This window comes from Beijerinckia sp. L45, from assembly GCF_009765775.1.
Lineage (GTDB): Bacteria > Pseudomonadota > Alphaproteobacteria > Rhizobiales > Beijerinckiaceae > RH-AL1.
The window spans coordinates 3,293-20,237 of sequence record NZ_LMUU01000176.1; the positions used below are offsets into that span (position 1 = coordinate 3,293).

18 protein-coding genes are annotated in these 16,945 nt (G+C 66.4%); 10 read left to right on the plus strand and 8 right to left on the minus strand.

Annotation, left to right across the window (positions count from 1 at the left end):
• The 8 genes from GSQ79_RS19315 to GSQ79_RS19350 form a co-directional block, all read left to right on the plus strand.
• Window positions 1-149: 2Fe-2S iron-sulfur cluster-binding protein (locus tag GSQ79_RS19315; RefSeq protein ID WP_246725444.1), on the plus strand; the 149-nt coding region annotated here is incomplete at its 5' end.
• Window positions 146-2,530: a xanthine dehydrogenase family protein molybdopterin-binding subunit gene (locus tag GSQ79_RS19320; protein WP_158810296.1), complete on the plus strand. Its 2,385-nt coding sequence runs from the start codon at window positions 146-148 to the stop codon at window positions 2,528-2,530. The genes GSQ79_RS19315 and GSQ79_RS19320, both read left to right, overlap by 4 nt.
• A 35-nt stretch (window positions 2,531-2,565) precedes the next feature.
• A complete protein-coding gene (locus tag GSQ79_RS19325; protein WP_158810297.1) occupies window positions 2,566-3,813 on the plus strand; it encodes an ABC transporter substrate-binding protein in 1,248 nt (415 codons plus the stop codon).
• Window positions 3,810-4,688, plus strand: coding sequence for a branched-chain amino acid ABC transporter permease (locus GSQ79_RS19330; RefSeq protein ID WP_158810298.1), 879 nt, complete (start codon window positions 3,810-3,812; stop codon window positions 4,686-4,688). The genes GSQ79_RS19325 and GSQ79_RS19330 overlap by 4 nt, the downstream gene beginning before the upstream one ends.
• A gap of 26 nt (window positions 4,689-4,714) precedes the next feature.
• Window positions 4,715-5,677, plus strand: a complete 963-nt coding sequence (locus tag GSQ79_RS19335; RefSeq protein ID WP_246725445.1) for a branched-chain amino acid ABC transporter permease — start codon at window positions 4,715-4,717, stop codon at window positions 5,675-5,677.
• A complete protein-coding gene (locus GSQ79_RS19340; protein WP_158810300.1) occupies window positions 5,674-6,438 on the plus strand; it encodes an ABC transporter ATP-binding protein in 765 nt (254 codons plus the stop codon). The genes GSQ79_RS19335 and GSQ79_RS19340 overlap by 4 nt, the downstream gene beginning before the upstream one ends.
• Window positions 6,439-6,442: 4 nt before the next feature.
• Window positions 6,443-7,150 carry an ABC transporter ATP-binding protein gene (locus GSQ79_RS19345; RefSeq protein WP_158810330.1) on the plus strand — a complete coding sequence of 236 codons (708 nt, stop codon included), beginning with the start codon at window positions 6,443-6,445 and terminating at the stop codon, window positions 7,148-7,150.
• A gap of 23 nt (window positions 7,151-7,173) precedes the next feature.
• On the plus strand, window positions 7,174-7,824 hold the full coding sequence (locus GSQ79_RS19350; RefSeq protein ID WP_158810301.1) for a CoxG family protein: 651 nt from the start codon (window positions 7,174-7,176) through the stop codon (window positions 7,822-7,824).
• 22 nt (window positions 7,825-7,846) lie between these two features.
• Here GSQ79_RS19350 and GSQ79_RS19355 read toward each other — a convergent pair whose 3' ends face one another.
• The 5 genes from GSQ79_RS19355 to GSQ79_RS19375 all read right to left on the minus strand — a co-directional run bounded on the left by GSQ79_RS19355 (window position 7,847) and on the right by GSQ79_RS19375 (window position 12,944).
• Entirely contained in the window at window positions 7,847-8,131 is a 285-nt protein-coding gene (locus GSQ79_RS19355) for a hypothetical protein (RefSeq protein WP_158810302.1), read from the minus strand.
• A gap of 42 nt (window positions 8,132-8,173) precedes the next feature.
• Entirely contained in the window at window positions 8,174-9,370 is a 1,197-nt protein-coding gene (locus tag GSQ79_RS19360) for a GAF domain-containing sensor histidine kinase (protein ID WP_158810303.1), read from the minus strand.
• A 101-nt stretch (window positions 9,371-9,471) separates the two neighbouring features.
• Window positions 9,472-9,801 carry a hypothetical protein gene (locus tag GSQ79_RS19365; protein WP_158810304.1) on the minus strand — a complete coding sequence of 110 codons (330 nt, stop codon included), beginning with the start codon at window positions 9,799-9,801 and terminating at the stop codon, window positions 9,472-9,474.
• Between the two features lie 87 nt (window positions 9,802-9,888).
• Window positions 9,889-10,656, minus strand: coding sequence for an energy transducer TonB (locus GSQ79_RS19370; RefSeq protein ID WP_158810305.1), 768 nt, complete (start codon window positions 10,654-10,656; stop codon window positions 9,889-9,891).
• Window positions 10,656-12,944, minus strand: a complete 2,289-nt coding sequence (locus GSQ79_RS19375; RefSeq protein WP_246725439.1) for a TonB-dependent receptor — start codon at window positions 12,942-12,944, stop codon at window positions 10,656-10,658. The genes GSQ79_RS19370 and GSQ79_RS19375 overlap by 1 nt, the downstream gene beginning before the upstream one ends.
• 189 nt (window positions 12,945-13,133) lie before the next feature.
• Here GSQ79_RS19375 and GSQ79_RS19380 point away from each other — a divergent pair, with 189 nt between their 5' ends.
• Window positions 13,134-13,361: a hypothetical protein gene (locus GSQ79_RS19380; RefSeq protein WP_158810307.1), complete on the plus strand. Its 228-nt coding sequence runs from the start codon at window positions 13,134-13,136 to the stop codon at window positions 13,359-13,361.
• Window positions 13,362-13,386: 25 nt separating this feature from the next.
• Window positions 13,387-14,376 (plus strand): P1 family peptidase, encoded by a 990-nt coding sequence (locus GSQ79_RS19385; protein ID WP_246725440.1) that lies wholly within the window; start codon window positions 13,387-13,389, stop codon window positions 14,374-14,376.
• On the opposite strand, the gene GSQ79_RS19390 is transcribed toward GSQ79_RS19385, so the two are convergent.
• The 3 genes from GSQ79_RS19390 to GSQ79_RS19400 all read right to left on the minus strand — a co-directional run bounded on the left by GSQ79_RS19390 (window position 14,371) and on the right by GSQ79_RS19400 (window position 16,900).
• Window positions 14,371-14,838 carry a hypothetical protein gene (locus GSQ79_RS19390; protein ID WP_158810309.1) on the minus strand — a complete coding sequence of 156 codons (468 nt, stop codon included), beginning with the start codon at window positions 14,836-14,838 and terminating at the stop codon, window positions 14,371-14,373. The genes GSQ79_RS19385 and GSQ79_RS19390 overlap by 6 nt on opposite strands.
• Before the next feature lie 183 nt (window positions 14,839-15,021).
• On the minus strand, window positions 15,022-15,303 hold the full coding sequence (locus GSQ79_RS19395; protein ID WP_246725441.1) for a hypothetical protein: 282 nt from the start codon (window positions 15,301-15,303) through the stop codon (window positions 15,022-15,024).
• A gap of 178 nt (window positions 15,304-15,481) precedes the next feature.
• Complete coding sequence (locus tag GSQ79_RS19400) at window positions 15,482-16,900, minus strand: hypothetical protein (RefSeq protein ID WP_158810310.1); 1,419 nt, start codon at window positions 16,898-16,900, stop codon at window positions 15,482-15,484.
• Between the last annotated feature and the right edge of the window lie 45 nt (window positions 16,901-16,945).

Genomic DNA, 16,945 nt, shown 5'->3' on the forward strand with positions numbered 1-16,945 from the left:
TCGAGCTGCTGCGCGAAGGCGGCGAACCGACGCGTGACGACATCCGCGAGCGGATCTCCGGCAATTACTGCCGGTGTACCGGCTATCAGGCGATCGTCGACGCCATCGCTTTGGCGGCCGCGCGCCTCTCCGCCCGCGAGGCGGCATGAGCGAGCTGCCTGGTATCTCCGCAATCGACCGGCCGAACAGTTATATCGGCCGCAGCGTGCCGCGTCCCAATGCCCGGCGGCTGACCGAAGGCAAGGGGCGGTTCACCGATGACCTGCCGGTGACGTCGCGCACGGTACATGTCGCGTTTCTGCGCAGCCCGCACGCCCATGCCAAAATCGTGTCGATCGACATCGAGGAGGCCCGCGCCGCCAAGGGCGTGGTGCTGGTGGCGACCGGCCGGGACATCGCCGCGGTGTGCCGGCCGTGGACCGGCGTGCTCACCCATTTCCCCGGCCTGAAATCGGCGCCGCAGCCGGCCCTGGCGATCGACCGCGTCGTCTGGCTGGGCGAGCCTGTCGTCGCCGTGGCCGCGACCACGCGGGCGCTGGCCGAAGACGCGATCGACCTGATCGCGGTGGCGTATGACGAATTGCCTTCCGTCACCGATATCGACGCCGCGTTGACGCCGGGCTCGACGCTGATCCATCCTGATCTCGGCGACAATATCGCCTTCCAGCTCAAGCTCGAGAGCGGCGAGGTCGACGCCGCCTTCCGCGACGCCCACAAAATCGTCGAGGACACGTTTTTCTTCAACCGCCACACCGCGGTGACGCTGGAGCCACGCTCGATCCTCGCCGACTACGACGCCAGCGAAAATCGGCTGACGATCCACCAGTCGACGCAGACGCCGTATCAGATGCAGGACATCTACGCCCGCCATCTCGGCCTTCCCGAGGCCAATGTCCGCGTCGTCGCGCGCGACGTCGGCGGCAGCTTTGGCATGAAGCTGCATGTCTACGGCGACGAGATGGCCGCGGCCGCGATGGCGGTCATGCTGCGCCGGCCGGTCAAATTCGTGGCCGATCGTTTGGAATCCTTCGTTTCCGACATCCACACCCGGTCGCATCGCGTGCGCGCCCGCATGGCGGTGAACGGCGAGGGTGTCATCACCGCGATGGAGGTCGACGACGTCACCGGCGTCGGCCCCTTCTCCGCCTATCCCCGCACCAGCGCGGTCGAAGGCAACCAGGCGGTTCGCCTGATGGGCGGCCCCTACGCCAACCGCAACTACCGCGGCAGCCTTAAGGTCGTCTTTCAGAACAAGGCGATGATGAGCCAGTATCGCGCCGTCGGCCACCCCATCGCCTGTGCGGTGACCGAAGCGCTCGTGGACCAAGCGGCAAACGCCATCGGCCTCGACGCCCTCGAAATCCGCCGCCGCAATTTGCTGACCGACGACGTCTACCCTTACAAATCGCCGACCGGCTACGTGTTCGAGCGCCTGTCGCATCACCAATGTCTCGCGGCCTTGGAAGAGGCCTGCGACTATGCCGACCTGCGGCGCGATCAGCAGGAGGCCCGCAGCCGCGGCGTCTATCGTGGCATCGGTATCGCCGCGTTTATCGAGATCACCAGTCCTGGCCCCGCTTTTTATGGCGTCGGCGGCGCGCGGATCACGGCGCAGGACGGCTGCGTGATGCAGGTCGACCCCTCCGGCGCGGTGCGCTGCCAGGTCAGCGTCACCGAGCAGGGTCAGGGCACCGAAGGCATCATGGCGCAGATCGCGGCCTCCGCGCTCGGCGTCAAGATCGACCAGGTCCGGGTCCTCACCGGCGACACCGAGGCGGCGCCCTACGGCGGCGCCACCTGGGCCTCGCGCGGCGCCAGCATCGGCGGCGAGACGGTGCTGATCACCGGCCGGGCGCTTCGCGAGCAGTTGCTCGCGCTGGCCGCCGCCATTCTGCAGGAACAGGCTGGGGCGCTCGACATCGTCGACGGCGCGGTCGTCGACGTCGATGGCGGGCGTGAACGCATCACCGTCGCCGAGTTGGCGCGCATCGCCTACTATCGGCCGGACACGCTGCCGCCCGGCGTCCAGGCGCAGATGACGGCCTCGCGCAACCACGTGCCGCGCGGCCAGGCTTTTTCCTTCACCAACGGCATCCAGGCGAGTCACGTCGAGGTCGATGTCGAGACCGGCTTCGTTCGTTTGCTCGGTCACTGGGTGGTCGAGGATTGCGGCCGCATCATCAACCCGATGCTGGTCGACGAGCAGATCCGCGGCGGCGTCGTCCAGGGCATCGGCGCCGCGCTGTTCGAGGAATGCATCTATTCGCCGGAAGGCCAGCTTCTCAACGGGACGATGGCCGACTACCTCGTGCCGATGGCGGCGGAAATGCCGGACATTCATGTCGGCCATGTCTCGACGCCGACGCTGCATACGGAATTGGGTGCCAAAGGCGCCGGCGAGGCGGGAACGGCTGGGTCGGCGTCGGCGATACTCAACGCCGTCAACGATGCGATCCGGCCGCTTGGCGCGAGACTGACGGAGATACCGCTGACGCCCGAGCGCATCTTGAAAGCGCTTGGGCGGATCTGACGAAAAATTAAAGAAAAACGACGGGGGAGATGACGATGCACGAGACGAAGACAACGATCGGACGCCGCACGCTGCTTGGCGGCACCATCGCCACGCTGGCGGCGCCGGCGTTGCTGCTGCGCGTTGCCCGCGCGGCCGACGAACCGATCCGCATCGGTTTCCCCACGCCGCTCACCGGCCCATTCGGCGCCGAAGCCAAAGACCAGGTCCGCTGCGCAGAGCTCGCGATCAAGCAGTTCAATGCTGCTGGCGGCCTAAAGGGTCGACAGGTTGAGTTGCTCGTTCGCGACGACAAGCTCAACCGGGGCGAAGCCGCCACGCGCACCCTCGAATTGATCGAGAAGGACAAGGTCGCCTGCATCGTCGGCGCGCTCTCCTCTTCCGTGCAGCTTGCAGTCAACGAGGTGACCAAGGCGCGCGGCATGCTCTACGTGTCGATCAGCCAGTCCGACACGATTACCGCGATGCCGGACTTCAGCCGCACCACCTTCCATGAGGCGTTGAACCCGCACATGACGGCTGGCGCAGTCGCGCGCCATGTTTTTAAGCCCGGCATGAAGGTCGCGATCCTGCTCGCCGACTACGCCTATGGGCAAGAGATGGCGGCCGGTTTCCGCAGCGCCGCGGCGGCGATCGGCGGCATCGATATCGTGCTGGAGCAAAAGCATCCGTTCGGCGCCGCGGATTATTCCACCTTCCTGCCGCGCTTGCGGGCCGCGAAAGCCGACGTCGTCTGCATCTGCAATTTCGGCCGCGATCAGGCCAACTCGATCAAGCAGGCCGTCGACTTCGGCCTCAAGCGCCAGTCTAAGATCGTCGTCCCCGTGCTGCTGTACAACCAACGTCTCGCCGGCAGCCCCGAGGCCTTCGAGGGGATCATCGGCGGCTCCAATTATTATTGGACGATCGAGGATCACGTGCCGACGGCCAAGGCCTTCAACGACGCCTATCGCGCCGACACATCAGGCGGTGTTCCCTCGGATTACGGCGCCTACGGCTATGCCGGCATCCGCCTCGTGCTCGACGCGATGCGCCGCGCCGGCAGCGTCGATGCCGATGCGCTCGTGCATCAGATCGAAAACGCCAAATACGACACGTACAAGGGGCCGGAGACGATGCGGGCCTGCGACCATCAGGCGGTGCAGTCGGTGCTGATCCTGCAGTCGAAGGCGAAGGCCGCGATGAAAAACGCGACGGATCTGTTTGACGTCCTCGCCATGGACGACGGGTCGGAGGCCAACCTTCGCAGCTGCGCGGATCTCGGCCACGTGGCGGGCAAATGACGCTCGACCTGATCGTCGCGCAGCTGTTCACCGGCGTGGCGTTGGGCGCGGTCTTCGTGCTGCTCTCCACCGGCCTGTCGGTGATCTTCGGCATGCTCGGCGTCGTCAATTTCGCGCACGGCGCCTTCTACATGACCGGCGCCTATGCCGGCGTCTTCGTTCTCGCGCTGACCGGCAACTTTTGGATCGCGCTCGTCGCGGTACCCGTGCTGATCGGCGTCATGGGGCTCGGCGTCGAGCGCTTTCTCATCCGGCCGCTCTATGGACGCGGGCAGGACTATCCGCTGCTCCTGACCTTCGGCCTCGGCTATGTGCTGATCGAGGTCGTGCGCATTCTGTTCGGCACCGACGGCATGCCGTTCGAAACACCACCACTCTTGTCCGGCGGCCTTGATATCGAGGGCCTCGGCTATTTTCCGGCCTATCGCCTGTTCGTCATTGCGATGACCGCGGCCTTGATGCTCGGCCTGTGGATCCTCTTGGAACGCACGCGTTACGGCCTCATCATTCGCGGCGCCGCGCGGGACCCGGAGATCCTCTCCGTCCTCGGCGTCGACACCCGAAAAGTCTTTCTGCTGGTGTTCGGGCTCGGCACCGGACTTGCCGCGCTGGCCGGCCTGCTTGCAGCGCCGATGCGCAGCGTCAATCCCGAGATGGGCGTCGCCGTGCTCATCGAAGCCTTCGTCGTCACCGTGATCGGCGGCATGGGTTCGCTGCTTGGCGGCGCCGTCGCCGGCATGCTCGTCGGCATCGTCGTCAGCATGACCGCTCTCTGGATGCCCGAAATGTCTGAGATTTCGATGTTCGCGCTGATGGCGCTGGTGCTTCTGGTGCGGCCGCACGGGCTGTTCGGCCGCGGAGCGCTGGCGCGATGACCCGCGATATCGCCGCCGCCCGCATCATGCCGTCCGGCGCCGACTGGTCGGCGACGGCCCAGCGCTGGCGGGTGCCGCTGCTGACGGTCGCGCTGGCCGCGCTGCCGTGGATCGTTCCGTCCCAGGCGCTGGCGGTCAACATCTTGATCTTCGGGCTCTACGCCACCGGCTTCAACCTGCTGTTCGGTTTTGCCGGCATGCTGTCCTTCGGCCACGCCGCGTTCTTTGGCGCGGGGGCCTATGGCGCCGGCATCGCTTTGGCGCGCTACGGCGTCGGCTGGTTCGGCGCGATTGCGATCGGTGTTGCCGTCGCGGGTGTTCTCGCGCTGCTGATCGGCGCGCTGTCGATCCGCTCGCGCGGGATCTACTTCAGCATGGTCACTTTGGCTCTGGCGCAACTCGTCTATTACGTCGCGTTCCAGGCGACCGATTGGACCGGTGGCGAAAACGGCCTGCGTGGTCTCACCGTCAGTGTGATCCACATCGGGCCGCTCGCACTCAACTTTCTCGACCCCGTGACAAAATACTATGTCATCCTCGTCTTCGTCGTGGCCGCGCTTTATGCGATCTCGCGGCTGTTGAACGCGCCCTTCGGGGCTGCGATGGAGGCCGTCCGCGAGAACGAGAGCCGGGCCGCGGCGATCGGCTACGACGTCAAGCGGATCAAGCTCATCGCCTTCACGCTGTCGGGCCTCGTCTGCGGTCTCGCCGGCACGCTCGATGCGCTGCATCTGTCGATCGTGCCGATCGACACACTGTTCTACCAGACGTCAGGGCTCGCGGTGATGATGGTGCTGCTCGGCGGTAGCGGAACGTTCCTCGGGCCTTTCGTCGGCGCTGCGATCTTCCTGCTGATCGAGGACGTGTTTTCGATCTGGACGCCGCATTGGCAGCTGTTCGTCGGTATCGTCTTCATTCTGGCCGTGCTGTTTTTGCCGCGCGGCGTCTGGGGCACGCTGGCTGCCTGGCACAAACGGCGGTCCGCATGACCGGGCCCGTCCTCGTCGCCGAGCATATCGGCAAGCGCTTCGGCGGCTTCACCGCGCTCGACGACGTCAGCGTCAGCTTCGAGGCGGGACAGCTCACCGCGATCATCGGCCCCAACGGCGCCGGCAAGAGCACGTTTTTCTCGCTGCTCTCGGGCGCCGTCGCGCCGACGAGCGGCCGCATCCGCTTCGAAGGCGCCGACGTTGCCGGCCAGCCGCACCACCGCTTCACCCGGATGGGGATCGCCCGCTCGTATCAGATCACCAGCCTGTTCCCGCAGCTGACCGCCCACGAAAACGTCCGCCTCGCCTGCCAGGCCATCCACGCCTCGGCCCGCGGCGGTTTGTGGCGCGATCGCGCGCACTATCCCGGCCTCGCCGAGGAGGCGGATTCGACGCTGGCGCTGGTCGGCTTATTGGCGCGCCGCGGCCGCCCGGCGGCGAGCCTGGCGCATGGCGAGCAGCGCGCGCTGGAGATCGCCGTGGCGCTGGCGAGCCGCCCGAAACTGCTGCTGCTCGACGAGCCGACCGCAGGCATGAGTCCGGAAGAGACCAAGGAAATGATGGATCTGATCGCGCGGCTCGCAAGCGAGCGCACCGTGCTCCTCGTCGAGCACAAGATGAAGATGGTGATGGGGCTGGCGGACCGGATCGTCGTGCTGCACCAGGGCAAGCTCCTGGCCGCGGGAACGCCGGACGCGATCCGCACCGATGCCGATGTGCGCCGCGTCTATCTCGGCGAAGGGCGGTCCGGCCGTGGCTGATCCGTTGCTCGAGGTGCGTGACCTCAACGCCTGGTATGGTCCCGCCCACGTCCTGCAGGGCGTCAGCCTTGCGGTCGGCCCCGGCGAGATCGTCGCGCTGGTCGGCCGCAACGGCGCCGGCAAGACCACGACGGTCCGTAGCATCATGGGTTTGATTCCCAAGCGCTCCGGCAGCGTGCGGTTCGACTGCGCGGATCTCTCGGCGCGGCCGACCCACGAGCGGTTCGGCCGCGGGCTCGGCTACGTGCCCGAGGATCGGCGCATCGTCCCCGGCCTTACGGTCCGCGAGAATCTGGTGCTGGGGCTGCTAGCGGCCCGTCTCGGCAAGGCAGCGGAGGCCCAAGCGATCGAGGCCGTCGCACAGCGGTTTCCACGCCTTGGGGAGCGGCTGGGGCAGGAGGCGATCACGATGTCGGGCGGCGAGCAGCAGATGCTCGCGATCGCTCGGGCTATGCTGTCCAACCCGAAGATGATCCTTCTCGACGAGCCCTCCGAGGGCATCATGCCGGCGCTCGTCGACGAAATGGCCGACCTGTTCCTCGACCTCAAGCGCGGCGGCACCAGCCTGCTGCTCATCGAGCAGAACGTCGAACTGGCTCTCGAAATCTCCGACCGGGCCTATGTGCTCGACCAGGGCCGCCTCGTGCACGACGGGTCCAGTGCGGATCTCCTCGCCGACCCGACGATCCGCGACCGCTATTGCGCGGTCTGACCTGACAAGAAAAGGACGACGTCATGGAGCTTGATGGCGAGCAGAAGATCCCGCTGCCGCGCGACCGCGTGTGGACGGCGTTGAACGATCCGGCGGCGCTGCGCGCCTGCATCCCGGGCTGCAAGGAGCTGACGAAAACGTCGGACACCGGCTTTTCCGCCCGCGTGGTGTCGAAGATCGGGCCGGTGTCGGCGTCGTTCGCGGGCACCGTCGACCTCACCGATATCGATCCCGGCCGTGCCTACACGATTTCCGGCAGCGGGCAGGGTGGGGTCGCCGGCTTCGCCAAAGGCAGCGCGCGGGTCGAACTGGCCGATGATGGCGAGGCGGCGACGATTTTGACCTACACGGCCAAGGCCGAGATCGGCGGCAAGCTGGCGAGCGTCGGAAGCCGTATGCTGAAGGGCGCCGCGCGCAAGACGGCAGATGAGTTCTTCACGAACTTCGTGACGCTTTTGGCCGATGCCGGCGCGAACGACACGGCAGTGGCATCCCCGCCGCCGGAAGTGGCGGCGCTCGGCCAACCGCCCTCGAACGTCGCGCTATCCTTCCCGAGCACGATCAAGATCGAATTCGGCGAGCTGCGGGTCGTGACCCAGACGCCGTGGATGACGTTCGCGGCCATCATCGGCTGGCTCGCTGCTGCGGGGCTGGCCTGGCGCGCCTACCACTGAGGCTCGAACGCGTCCGACCCGCCTAGGACAGACTCTGCCCATCGGGCGGCGTGGACGTTTCCAGCATCGCTGCCAGCTCTTCCGTTGTGATGCGTTTGCCGGAATCGTCGAAGGCGCGGACCTTGCCGATCGCGGCGTCCTCGAGTTCGACCATCTTGGCCTGGGCTTCCTGCGGGCTGGCGCAACCGATGCGCACGCTGCTGTTGGGCGTCGAGGCGCAGACGATGATGAACATGAAGCCCCCGGGCGCCGTGGCTATGCAGGCAAGCCGCTTGTGCGGCGAGTCGATCCTCGGGGAAAGGATCATCCTTAATGCCGCGCAAGGCAAGCGTGCAGACCGATACGGCCTTCACGATTCGGTCAATGGCATCCGGAACGAGAACCGAGTTTCCGCCTCGGTCGAGGTCACCGCAAGGGTGCCCCCATGCGCCTTGGCGATCTCGGACGCGATATAGAGCCCCAACCCGAGCCCTTGATTGGTCGCGCGGCGTGGCGCCCGAAAGAAGGGCGCGAACAGGTGCTCGATCGTGTCCGGCGGGATCGGAACGCCACCATTGATCACCGCCAGACGCAAAACGCCGTCGTCCGTCGAGGCCTCGACCTTGATCGGCCGGTTCGCGGCGCCGTGGGCGATCGCGTTACCGACCAGATTCGACAGCAGCTGGCCGATCCGCCCGCCATCGCAGTTGATCGAACCGGCAAGGGCGAAATCCGTTTCGATCGTTCGGCCCGGCGATGCCGCCCGCAGTTCGCTGACCACGTGCTGCAAGGTGGGGAGCAGCAAGGCGTGGTCTTCGCGCTGCAGGTTCAGGCCGCTGCCGAGCCGGCCGCGGGCGAAGTCCAGCACGTTGTCGATCAGTTCGGCCATGCGGTCGACGCTCTTGCGGATCTGCGTGACGACCGAAGTCGAGGCTTCGTCGAGCTTGGCGCGGCGCAGAAGCAGATGCGCACCACCGTCGATCGCGGCGAGCGGGTTGCGCAGGTCGTGCCCCAGCACGGCGATGAACTGTTCGCGCAACACCGACGCATGGCGCTCATCGAGCAGCACGGCCGCGCTGGCCGCCAGTTTCCGATGGGCATCGATATGGAAGGCGATGAGCTCGGCGAACAGCTTGAACATGCCGACGACATGGGGGGTGTTGATGCGCGCCGGACGCGGATCGATGGCGCAGAGGGTGCCGAAGAACTGGCCGTCCGGCATCAGGATCGGCATCGAGATGTAGCTTTGAAAGCGATAGAGCGCCGGCGTGTGGTGATCGCGATAGATCGCGTCTTCGGCGACATGGTCGATCACAACGGCTTCGCGGCGGTTGCGGATACTGTCGCAGATCGTCGTCTCGACCTTCAGTTCGCCGCCGGCTTTGAGACCGAATTCGATATCGTCGCGCACGCTGCAGGCGATCCAGCGATCTTCGGTGACGCGGGCGACGGCGGCAAACCCCATGCCCGTCGTCCGGCAGATGACCTCGAGGATCGTCGGCACCGCGTCGATATTGGCGATCGCCGCGACGTCGTCCTGCAGTGTATCCACCGTTACGCGTTCCATCCCTCTACCAGGGCTTTTCTTTAGCACAGCGTCGCAGATAGCAAGACGCCGTTGCGCGTTACATCAGGAGTTATGTCATTTAACACTATTGCTTATCGAAATCAGTGCAGGCCGGTCGAGGCCGGATGCGCGTTCATCACGGTTAGAATGGCTTGATCCGCGGCGTTGCGCACGAATTCGACGGCGTCGGCGACGCTTACGGTGCTGCAGAACTGCCGCCGAGCCTCGTGGTCCTCGATCATCACCATCACGCAGGGGTCGAGCCGGCAGATGGTGACGCGCATCAGGTCGGCGCGCCCCGCGCCCGGTTCGAGAACGACCCAGGTGATGCCGTCCTCGTTGGTCCGCAGCGTGAAGGCATGCGTCGGGAATTCCGAGACCGCGATCGCGCGCAGATAGCTCTGCTCGGTGAGGTCCAGGGTGTCGTTCAAGGATTCACCGATGCACATGTTGTCTCCAATGGTTTTGTCGGCGTCTCGGGGCGGCGTGATGTATGATGGTCGTCATTCCAGGCGATCTCAGCGCGCGTTGGCGAAAAAGATCGGGACGGTGAAGGTGAGCGCCGCGTCGGCGACGCCGGATGGCGGTGCCGGAAACGGCGCCGCCCGGCCCAGCAGCGTCAGGGCGATCTGATCGAGCCGCACGGAGCCGGATCCGTGGACGATGCGGCTGGAGAGAAGACGGCCGGCGCGGTCGATGGTGAAGGCGATATGGACCGTGCCGGACAGGCCGCCGGGCCGGGTGCCGCTCTTGGCGTGTTCGAGCCGCGTCAGCATCGCCCGCTGCCACAGGCTGATGGCATGGCCGGCGGGGCGTGCTGCCGCTTCGCTCTCGATCGGCTCCGCTGCGGCGACGGGGGCCTGAGAGCCGGCGGGGGCCATGGCCTCCTGGGCCGCCGCCGCGGCGACCGGCGGGGTTTCGGGGGCGGTTGGCTTCTGAGCCTCGATCGGGGCCGCGGGTTGCGGCTCCGGCGGCGGCGGCGGGTCAGGCGGGTTGTCCGGCGGGGACTCCACCGGCTTGGGCTCCGCCGCCGCGTCCATCGCCTGCTGCTCTGGCCCCTCGGCCGCCTCGGTCGGCGGGGCGGACGAGGGCAGCGCCGGCAGGTCGAGCAGGACGGCGTCCTCGGCGTCCAAGGCCGAGACCTGTCCACTCGGCCTTTCCGCGACGGCCAGCGCCGCGCCGCCGCCCAGCGTCAGCACGGCGGCAGCCGCCAACGCGTAACGCCGGATCTCCGCCTTCGCCGATGATGGCCGCCAGAGAAGATCCTGGGAGACGCAAACGTCCATCAGAACTGCTGGGTCAGGCCGGCGAAGAAGCCGCGGCGCTCGCCGTATTGCGCGGCGAAGACGCCGATGCCCGACCCGTCGCGGATCTCGTAGGCATGGTCGAACAGATTCACCACCGTGAAGCGCGCCGTCAGAGGCTTGCCGTTGGCACCGACGAAATCATGCGTCACGCCGAGATTGACGGTGGTGTAGGGCGAGACCGTGCCGGTATTGGCGAACCCGTCGCGAAGACCGCTGCCGTAGATCGCGTCGACGCTGAGCCGCGTGCCGTAATAAAGATAGGACAGGCCACCGGACGCCGTGATGATCTGGGCGTGGTCGGTGAAGATCGAGTGGTTCTGAATGAAGGCGAGTTCGTCCGGATCGAACAGGAACTGGTTCGACGAGACCTGCGAGGCCTTCTGCTGAGCCACGGCGACATTGCCGTAAGCGCGAAAATTGCCCTGCTCATAGTTGACCTTGAACTCGACACCTTCGTTGGTCGCGTGGTCGTAGTTGAAGGCGCTCAGGACCAGGGCCTGTCCGAACTGACCGTCGTCGAGCAGGTTTTTTGCGATCTTGTAGTAGACGTCCACGCCGGCATCGAGGCCGGGCAGCAGCCGCTGCGTCACGCCGGCATCGAAGTAGTGTGAGCGCTCCGGCTTGACCGGGCTCGACTGGGTGACCCCGGGCGCCGCCGTCGTGTTGGCGAAATTCTGCACCGGCGTCGGCGCCGACAAGGCGAGTTCGGGCGGCGTAAAATAGCGGGCATAACCGGCATGGAACGTTGTGCCCTCGACCGGCTTGTAGACCAGCCCGATGCGCGGGCTGAGCTGGCTCGCATCGGTGTACTGATGCATGTAATCGAACCGCAGGCCGCCGTTGATGGTGATCTCCGGCGTCAGGCGCATCTCGTCCTGCACATAGGCGCCGGCGATGACCCCGGTCTTGCGTTCCGCATCGTTGAGCGTGAAGGGCGCGTCGATCGCGTTGCCGTCGGCATCGGTCGGCAGCACGACCGACGAGTTCACAGCTTCCGCGCGCTCGACGTTGGTGGTCAAACCGAAGCGCAGCGTGTTGCGCTCGTTGAAGCGATAAGCGTTGTCGCTCTGCACACCGTTGACCAGGCTGGTGCGGGTCACGTCGGAGGCGACACCGTTGAAGACGAGGTCGTTCACCGTATCGGGCACGAAATGCAGGGTGCTGTAACGCTGGAAATACGAGACCTGGGTATCGAGCGCGCCAAAGTTCTTCTGCCAGGCCAGGACGTTGAAGATCGAACGCTCGACCTGGTTTTCATTGAGTTGCGAGGAATTGGCGTTGGTGACGCCGAAGGCGGTGAATTGCGGCATCTGGCCGGGCGTGTTGGGGATCTGGTATTGCGCGATCGAGGCGCCGGACATCAAAGTGATGCGGGAGCCGTCCTCGAGCTGCCCGGAAATCGAGGCGAAGTAGCGGCCCTGCCGCGTGCGGTCGTGTTCGGCGTCATGGCCGGGCGTGGTGTTCTCGATGCCGAGGTTGCTGGTCTGGAAACGGCCGGTGAAAAAATAGTCCCAGCGATCGATCGCGCCGGCGTAGGTCAGCGTCGGGATGATCGTGCCGTGGCTGCCGCCGTAGACGCCGATGCTGCCACCCGGCTCCGCACCGGTTTTCGTCTGGACGTCGATCAGGCCAGCGGTGTGCAGCCCGTATTGTGCCGGCAGCGCGCCGTCGACGACGTCAAGGCTGCGGATCAGGCTGGTGTCGAGCACCTGGCTGAAGCCCGAAACGCCGTCCGGCAGAAAGATGCCGTTGATGCGGTACTGCAGATTGGCGTGTTCGTTACGGATGTGGAGGTCGCCGCTCGCTGCGGAATCCTGGGATACGCCGGGCGCCTGCAGCAATACGCGGTCGATGCTGGTGGTGTTGCCCTGCGGCAGGGCATCGATCGCCGCCTTGTCGATGGCAAAGCTGTTGACGCCGACCCTTGGCAGCAGGCGCGCGCGCTGCGCTTCGGCCGCGCCCTCGGCCTGCTGGGCGGCACTTGGGGCGGCCACGCCGGCCGATCCCGCGCCGGCGGAAGGTTGAACGGCGCCTGCCGTCGCGATGCCCGGCTGGGACCGTCGCACCGCTATGCCGCGCTGAATCGCAGCGTGTGGCGCGCGGCTGGCGAGCTTCGGCCGCTTGGGGGCGTCCGTGGGATGCGGCTTCGCCGGCTCCGTCACCGTGACTTGGGGAAGGGCGGTCTGGGCGAGAGCCGCGCCGGCACTTAGCGCGACAAGCGACGCTGCGGTGACGGACAGATTTGGACGATAACGACGTAACGACATTCCGATTTCCATAACGACAAGCCCTCGATGCGTTATGTTATGTCATAACAAAACGAAGCTTGGCTAGAGCCAATTTTATGGTTGAAACGCAATCGGCCGCGGTCATCTGCGAAAACGCGGTGGCGTCGCGCGGCAATCCGTGAATCCATCCGGAGCGAAACGAATGCGGTTTGAGTCGGAGAACAATCGATGCGGTCGGTCTACGTTGCTATCGCGCTGGGTGTCGCGGTGAATGGTCTCGGCATCATGCCGTCGTCTGCAAAGAGCCATCGGACGGCGCCCTGCGCTTTCCCGGACGGCTGGAATCCAGTCGATCATCAGCGCCAGCTCGAGGGCATCCCGCCCGACGCGCATCATATGTGCGAGCTCGATGCCGGCGGTCATCCGATGGACAGCCACGGCCGCCAGACCAAATAAGCCGCACGATGGAGGGAGCCGCCACTTGAGCCGCAACACGATCACCGACGTTCCGGGGCTTCGCGTCGGCCAGGCGGAGGATCCGCGGATCGGTTCCGGCGTCACCGCGGTGGTCTTCGATGCGCCGTGCGTGGCGTCGGTCTCGGTTGTGGGCGGGGCGCCGGGCCTGCGCGACACGGCTTTGCTCGAGCCGGGGATGAGCGTCGAGCATGTCGACGCGCTCGTCCTGTCCGGCGGTTCGGCCTTCGGGCTCGATGCGATGGGCGGGGTGCAGGCCTGGCTGCGCGAGCAGGGCAGGGGCTTTCGCGTCCGCGACGCCGCGGTGCCGATCGTGCCGGGCGCGATCCTGTTCGATCTGCTCAACGGCGGCGACAAGGCGTGGGGGCCGGAACCGGTCTATTGGCACCTCGGCTACCGCGCCGCTGCAGCCGCAGCGCTCGACGTGGCGCTAGGCAGCGTCGGCGCGGGGCTTGGTGCGACGACGGCGACCCTGAAGGGCGGCCTCGGCTCGGCGAGCGCGGTGACGTCGGCCGGTTTCACCGTCGCGGCGCTCGTCGCGGTCAACGCGCTGGGCAGCGCCACCCTCGGCGGCGGCCCGCAGTTTTGGGCCGCGCCCTACGAGCGGGACGCCGAGTTCGGCGGGCTCGGCTGGCCGATGCCGTTCCCCGCCGACGCTTTGACCCTGGCGCTCAAGGGTGCGCAGCCGGAGAACACCACCATCGGCGTCGTCGCCACCGATGCCGCCCTGACGAAAGCCGAATGCAAGCGGCTGGCGGTGATGGCGCAGGATGGGTTGGCCCGCGCGTTGCGCCCGGTGCATGCGGCTCTCGACGGCGACACGGTTTTTGCCGCAGCGACCGCGCGTGCGCGCGAGCCCTCGCCGGTCGAGCAGGTCGAGATCGGCATGCTCGCCGCCGACTGCATGGCCCGCGCGATCGCCCGCGCGGTCTACGAGGCGACGGCTCTGCCGTTCAAGGCGGCCCAGCCGAGCTGGCGCGACCGCTTCGGCCTATAAAATCCGGGCGGACTCGCGGGCGATCTTGCGGCCGCCTTCGATGGGCACAAAATCGAAGGTGAGGCGCGCACGGCCGACGGAGACGGCGTTGCTGGTGCTGACGCGCCGCCACGTCATGTCGGCGCTGACCTTGCAGAGGCTGCGGTCGACGTTGCAATGCGCGGTGAACGATCCCGGCACCTCTTTGTAATCGCGGACCGGCCAGTGATGGATGTAGGTCGTCTTGTCCGCGAGCACCTGGGCGCGCGAAAACGACTTGCCGTAATAGATCACCCGCGGGGCGTAGAAACGCAAGACGGACGCATCGTTGATCGCCTGGTTGCTGGACCACATCGCGAGATAGTTCTGCACCGCGCGTTCGGCTTCGGCCTTCGAGCCGGGGTCGGCGATCTGCGCCTGGGCGACGGGCATCGCCGCGAGGGTCAGGGCGGCGGCGACAGTCAGGGAACGGAACGTCGGCATGATCGATCCTCGAGGGAGATGATCTGCCTTCAACGATGGGGGCGGCGAAAAGATCGCCGCCGTCCCGGCAAAACGTTCGATCGCACGCCGGCTTTTGGTATGATGGACGTCATATACCTCGCGATCAGGTCGGATCGCCGACCGGCGAGCGGTACGCCGAACGACGATCCGACCGGGCGCCGGCTAGGGCATCATGTCTTCGGCGGGCGTCGTCATCAGCGCCATGTAGCGGTCGGCCGGGACCAGCGCCATCAGATGACCGTTCTTCAGCTTGACGAGATTCATCTTGTGACCCGTCGCCTTTTCGGTCGCGGTCGTCATTTCAAGCGTCTGAGTCTGAAACGGGGCCAACGTGAAGTCGTGGCCCCAGGCCGAAAAGGTGCCTTGGGCAGCAGCGTGACCGATGAGGCCGGCGGTGCCGAGAAGGCCGAGGGTAAGCGGCGCAATGGCGCGAAATGTACGCATGATGATCTCCAGGGGTATCCGGTTGATTGCGCCGGGGGCTCCGGCGGAAAGCCATGTCCGCGGCTCTCCTTCTTGCTTCGTCGCGCATCGCGGCGTCGTTACCGGTGCGGCGACAACAACATCGTGACGTGCGGCTTCGTAACCATCCGGAAAGCCGCATCGAACGCGCGGGCGCGCCTCAGGCGATGGTACGCGCATCGCGCGATACGGGGCGTAGCGCCGGCGCCGACGCGGCCCGGGTTGCGACCCCTGACGCCGCGATCCCCAGGAGGATGTAGAACAGCGCACCGAGGTAATAGACCGTGCCGACCACGAAGCTCGCGACCAGGGAAAGCGCGAGGCCGATGCGGGCCGCCCAGATCACGGCGCGATCCGCGTGTGCCAGTTGCGGCGTGATGCGCGCCAGCAGCACGCGGGCGATCAGCGCGAAGAACAGGCCGAACCCGAGCGCGCCGAGGTTGGACAGAAGCAGCACGATATAGCTCGACGTGCGCGTTGCGCCGATCCCGGCGCCGACGCCGTAGGTATCGAGGAAGACCTGCAGGCCCTGGTGATTCCAGCTGCTGCGCTCGATGGCCGATTCCGACGTCGCCTTGTTGAAGAGGCTCTGGCTGAGGATGGTGTTGATGGTGTTGGCGACGCCGGGCAGGAACAGGAACACGCAGGCCGCCATCAGGACACCGACACCGAGCATCGTCGCGGCGATGGTGATCGGCCGCCGCCGCATCGTGCGAAGCGTCGCGACCGGAACATAGAGCATGTATCCCATCACGAAGATGCCAAGGCCGAGATAGCCCGCACTCGACGTGGAGAGGGCGATGAGCACCGCGAGCATGGCGCTGGCGATGCCGGTGAAGCGCGCGCGGACGCGCAGCACGTAAAGCGGAAAGTTGACGCCGAGGAGCGTCAGGGAAAACGAAGCGAAGCCGGAGGCCTCGCTGAACGATCCGGAAATCCGTTTGACGCCGCCCAGTTCATCATCCGTAAGGAAGGCGTAGTTCGCGGTATGCACGAGATCGAGGATGAAGCCGGTGTGGGTCGCGGCGGTGACGAGATCGAGGATGGCGAAGCCGAGGTCGAGCGACGTCACGACCACGATCGCGGACAGAAGGGCACTATAGCCGCCGGGCCGTCGCGCAAAGGCGCTGGTGACGCAGGCCACGACAAAGCCACCCATGGCGTAGACGACCTGCGAGATGTTGCCGCTCGTCGGATGCAGCAGCGTCATGCCGTCGACGTCGACGGTGCGGCTGAGCGAGAACACATAGGTGGCGCTGTCGAACAGGCGCGGCGTCACCAGGGCGGCGCCGCAGATCCACAGGTTGAGCAAGGCGAAGACGAAGAGCGGGCGGCTCGGGGCGATCTCGGCGATCAGCAACCCGCCGCCCTGGCGCATCGAGATCAGCCTGAGGCTGTAGAACAAAATGAACAGATCCGCCGGCGTGACCGACGCGCCGCCGAGCGCCGAAAGTTCAAGCGCGCCGGCCGACCCGAACACGGTGAGGGCCACCATGGTGACCACCGCGCGGCGATAGGAGCCGAGTTGGCACCAGATGCCGATCGCCACGACGATAACGCCGAAGAAGGTGACGGACACGCGAGATCATCCAAAGTTGGTGCCGGACTTCGAGCTGGCCGCGGC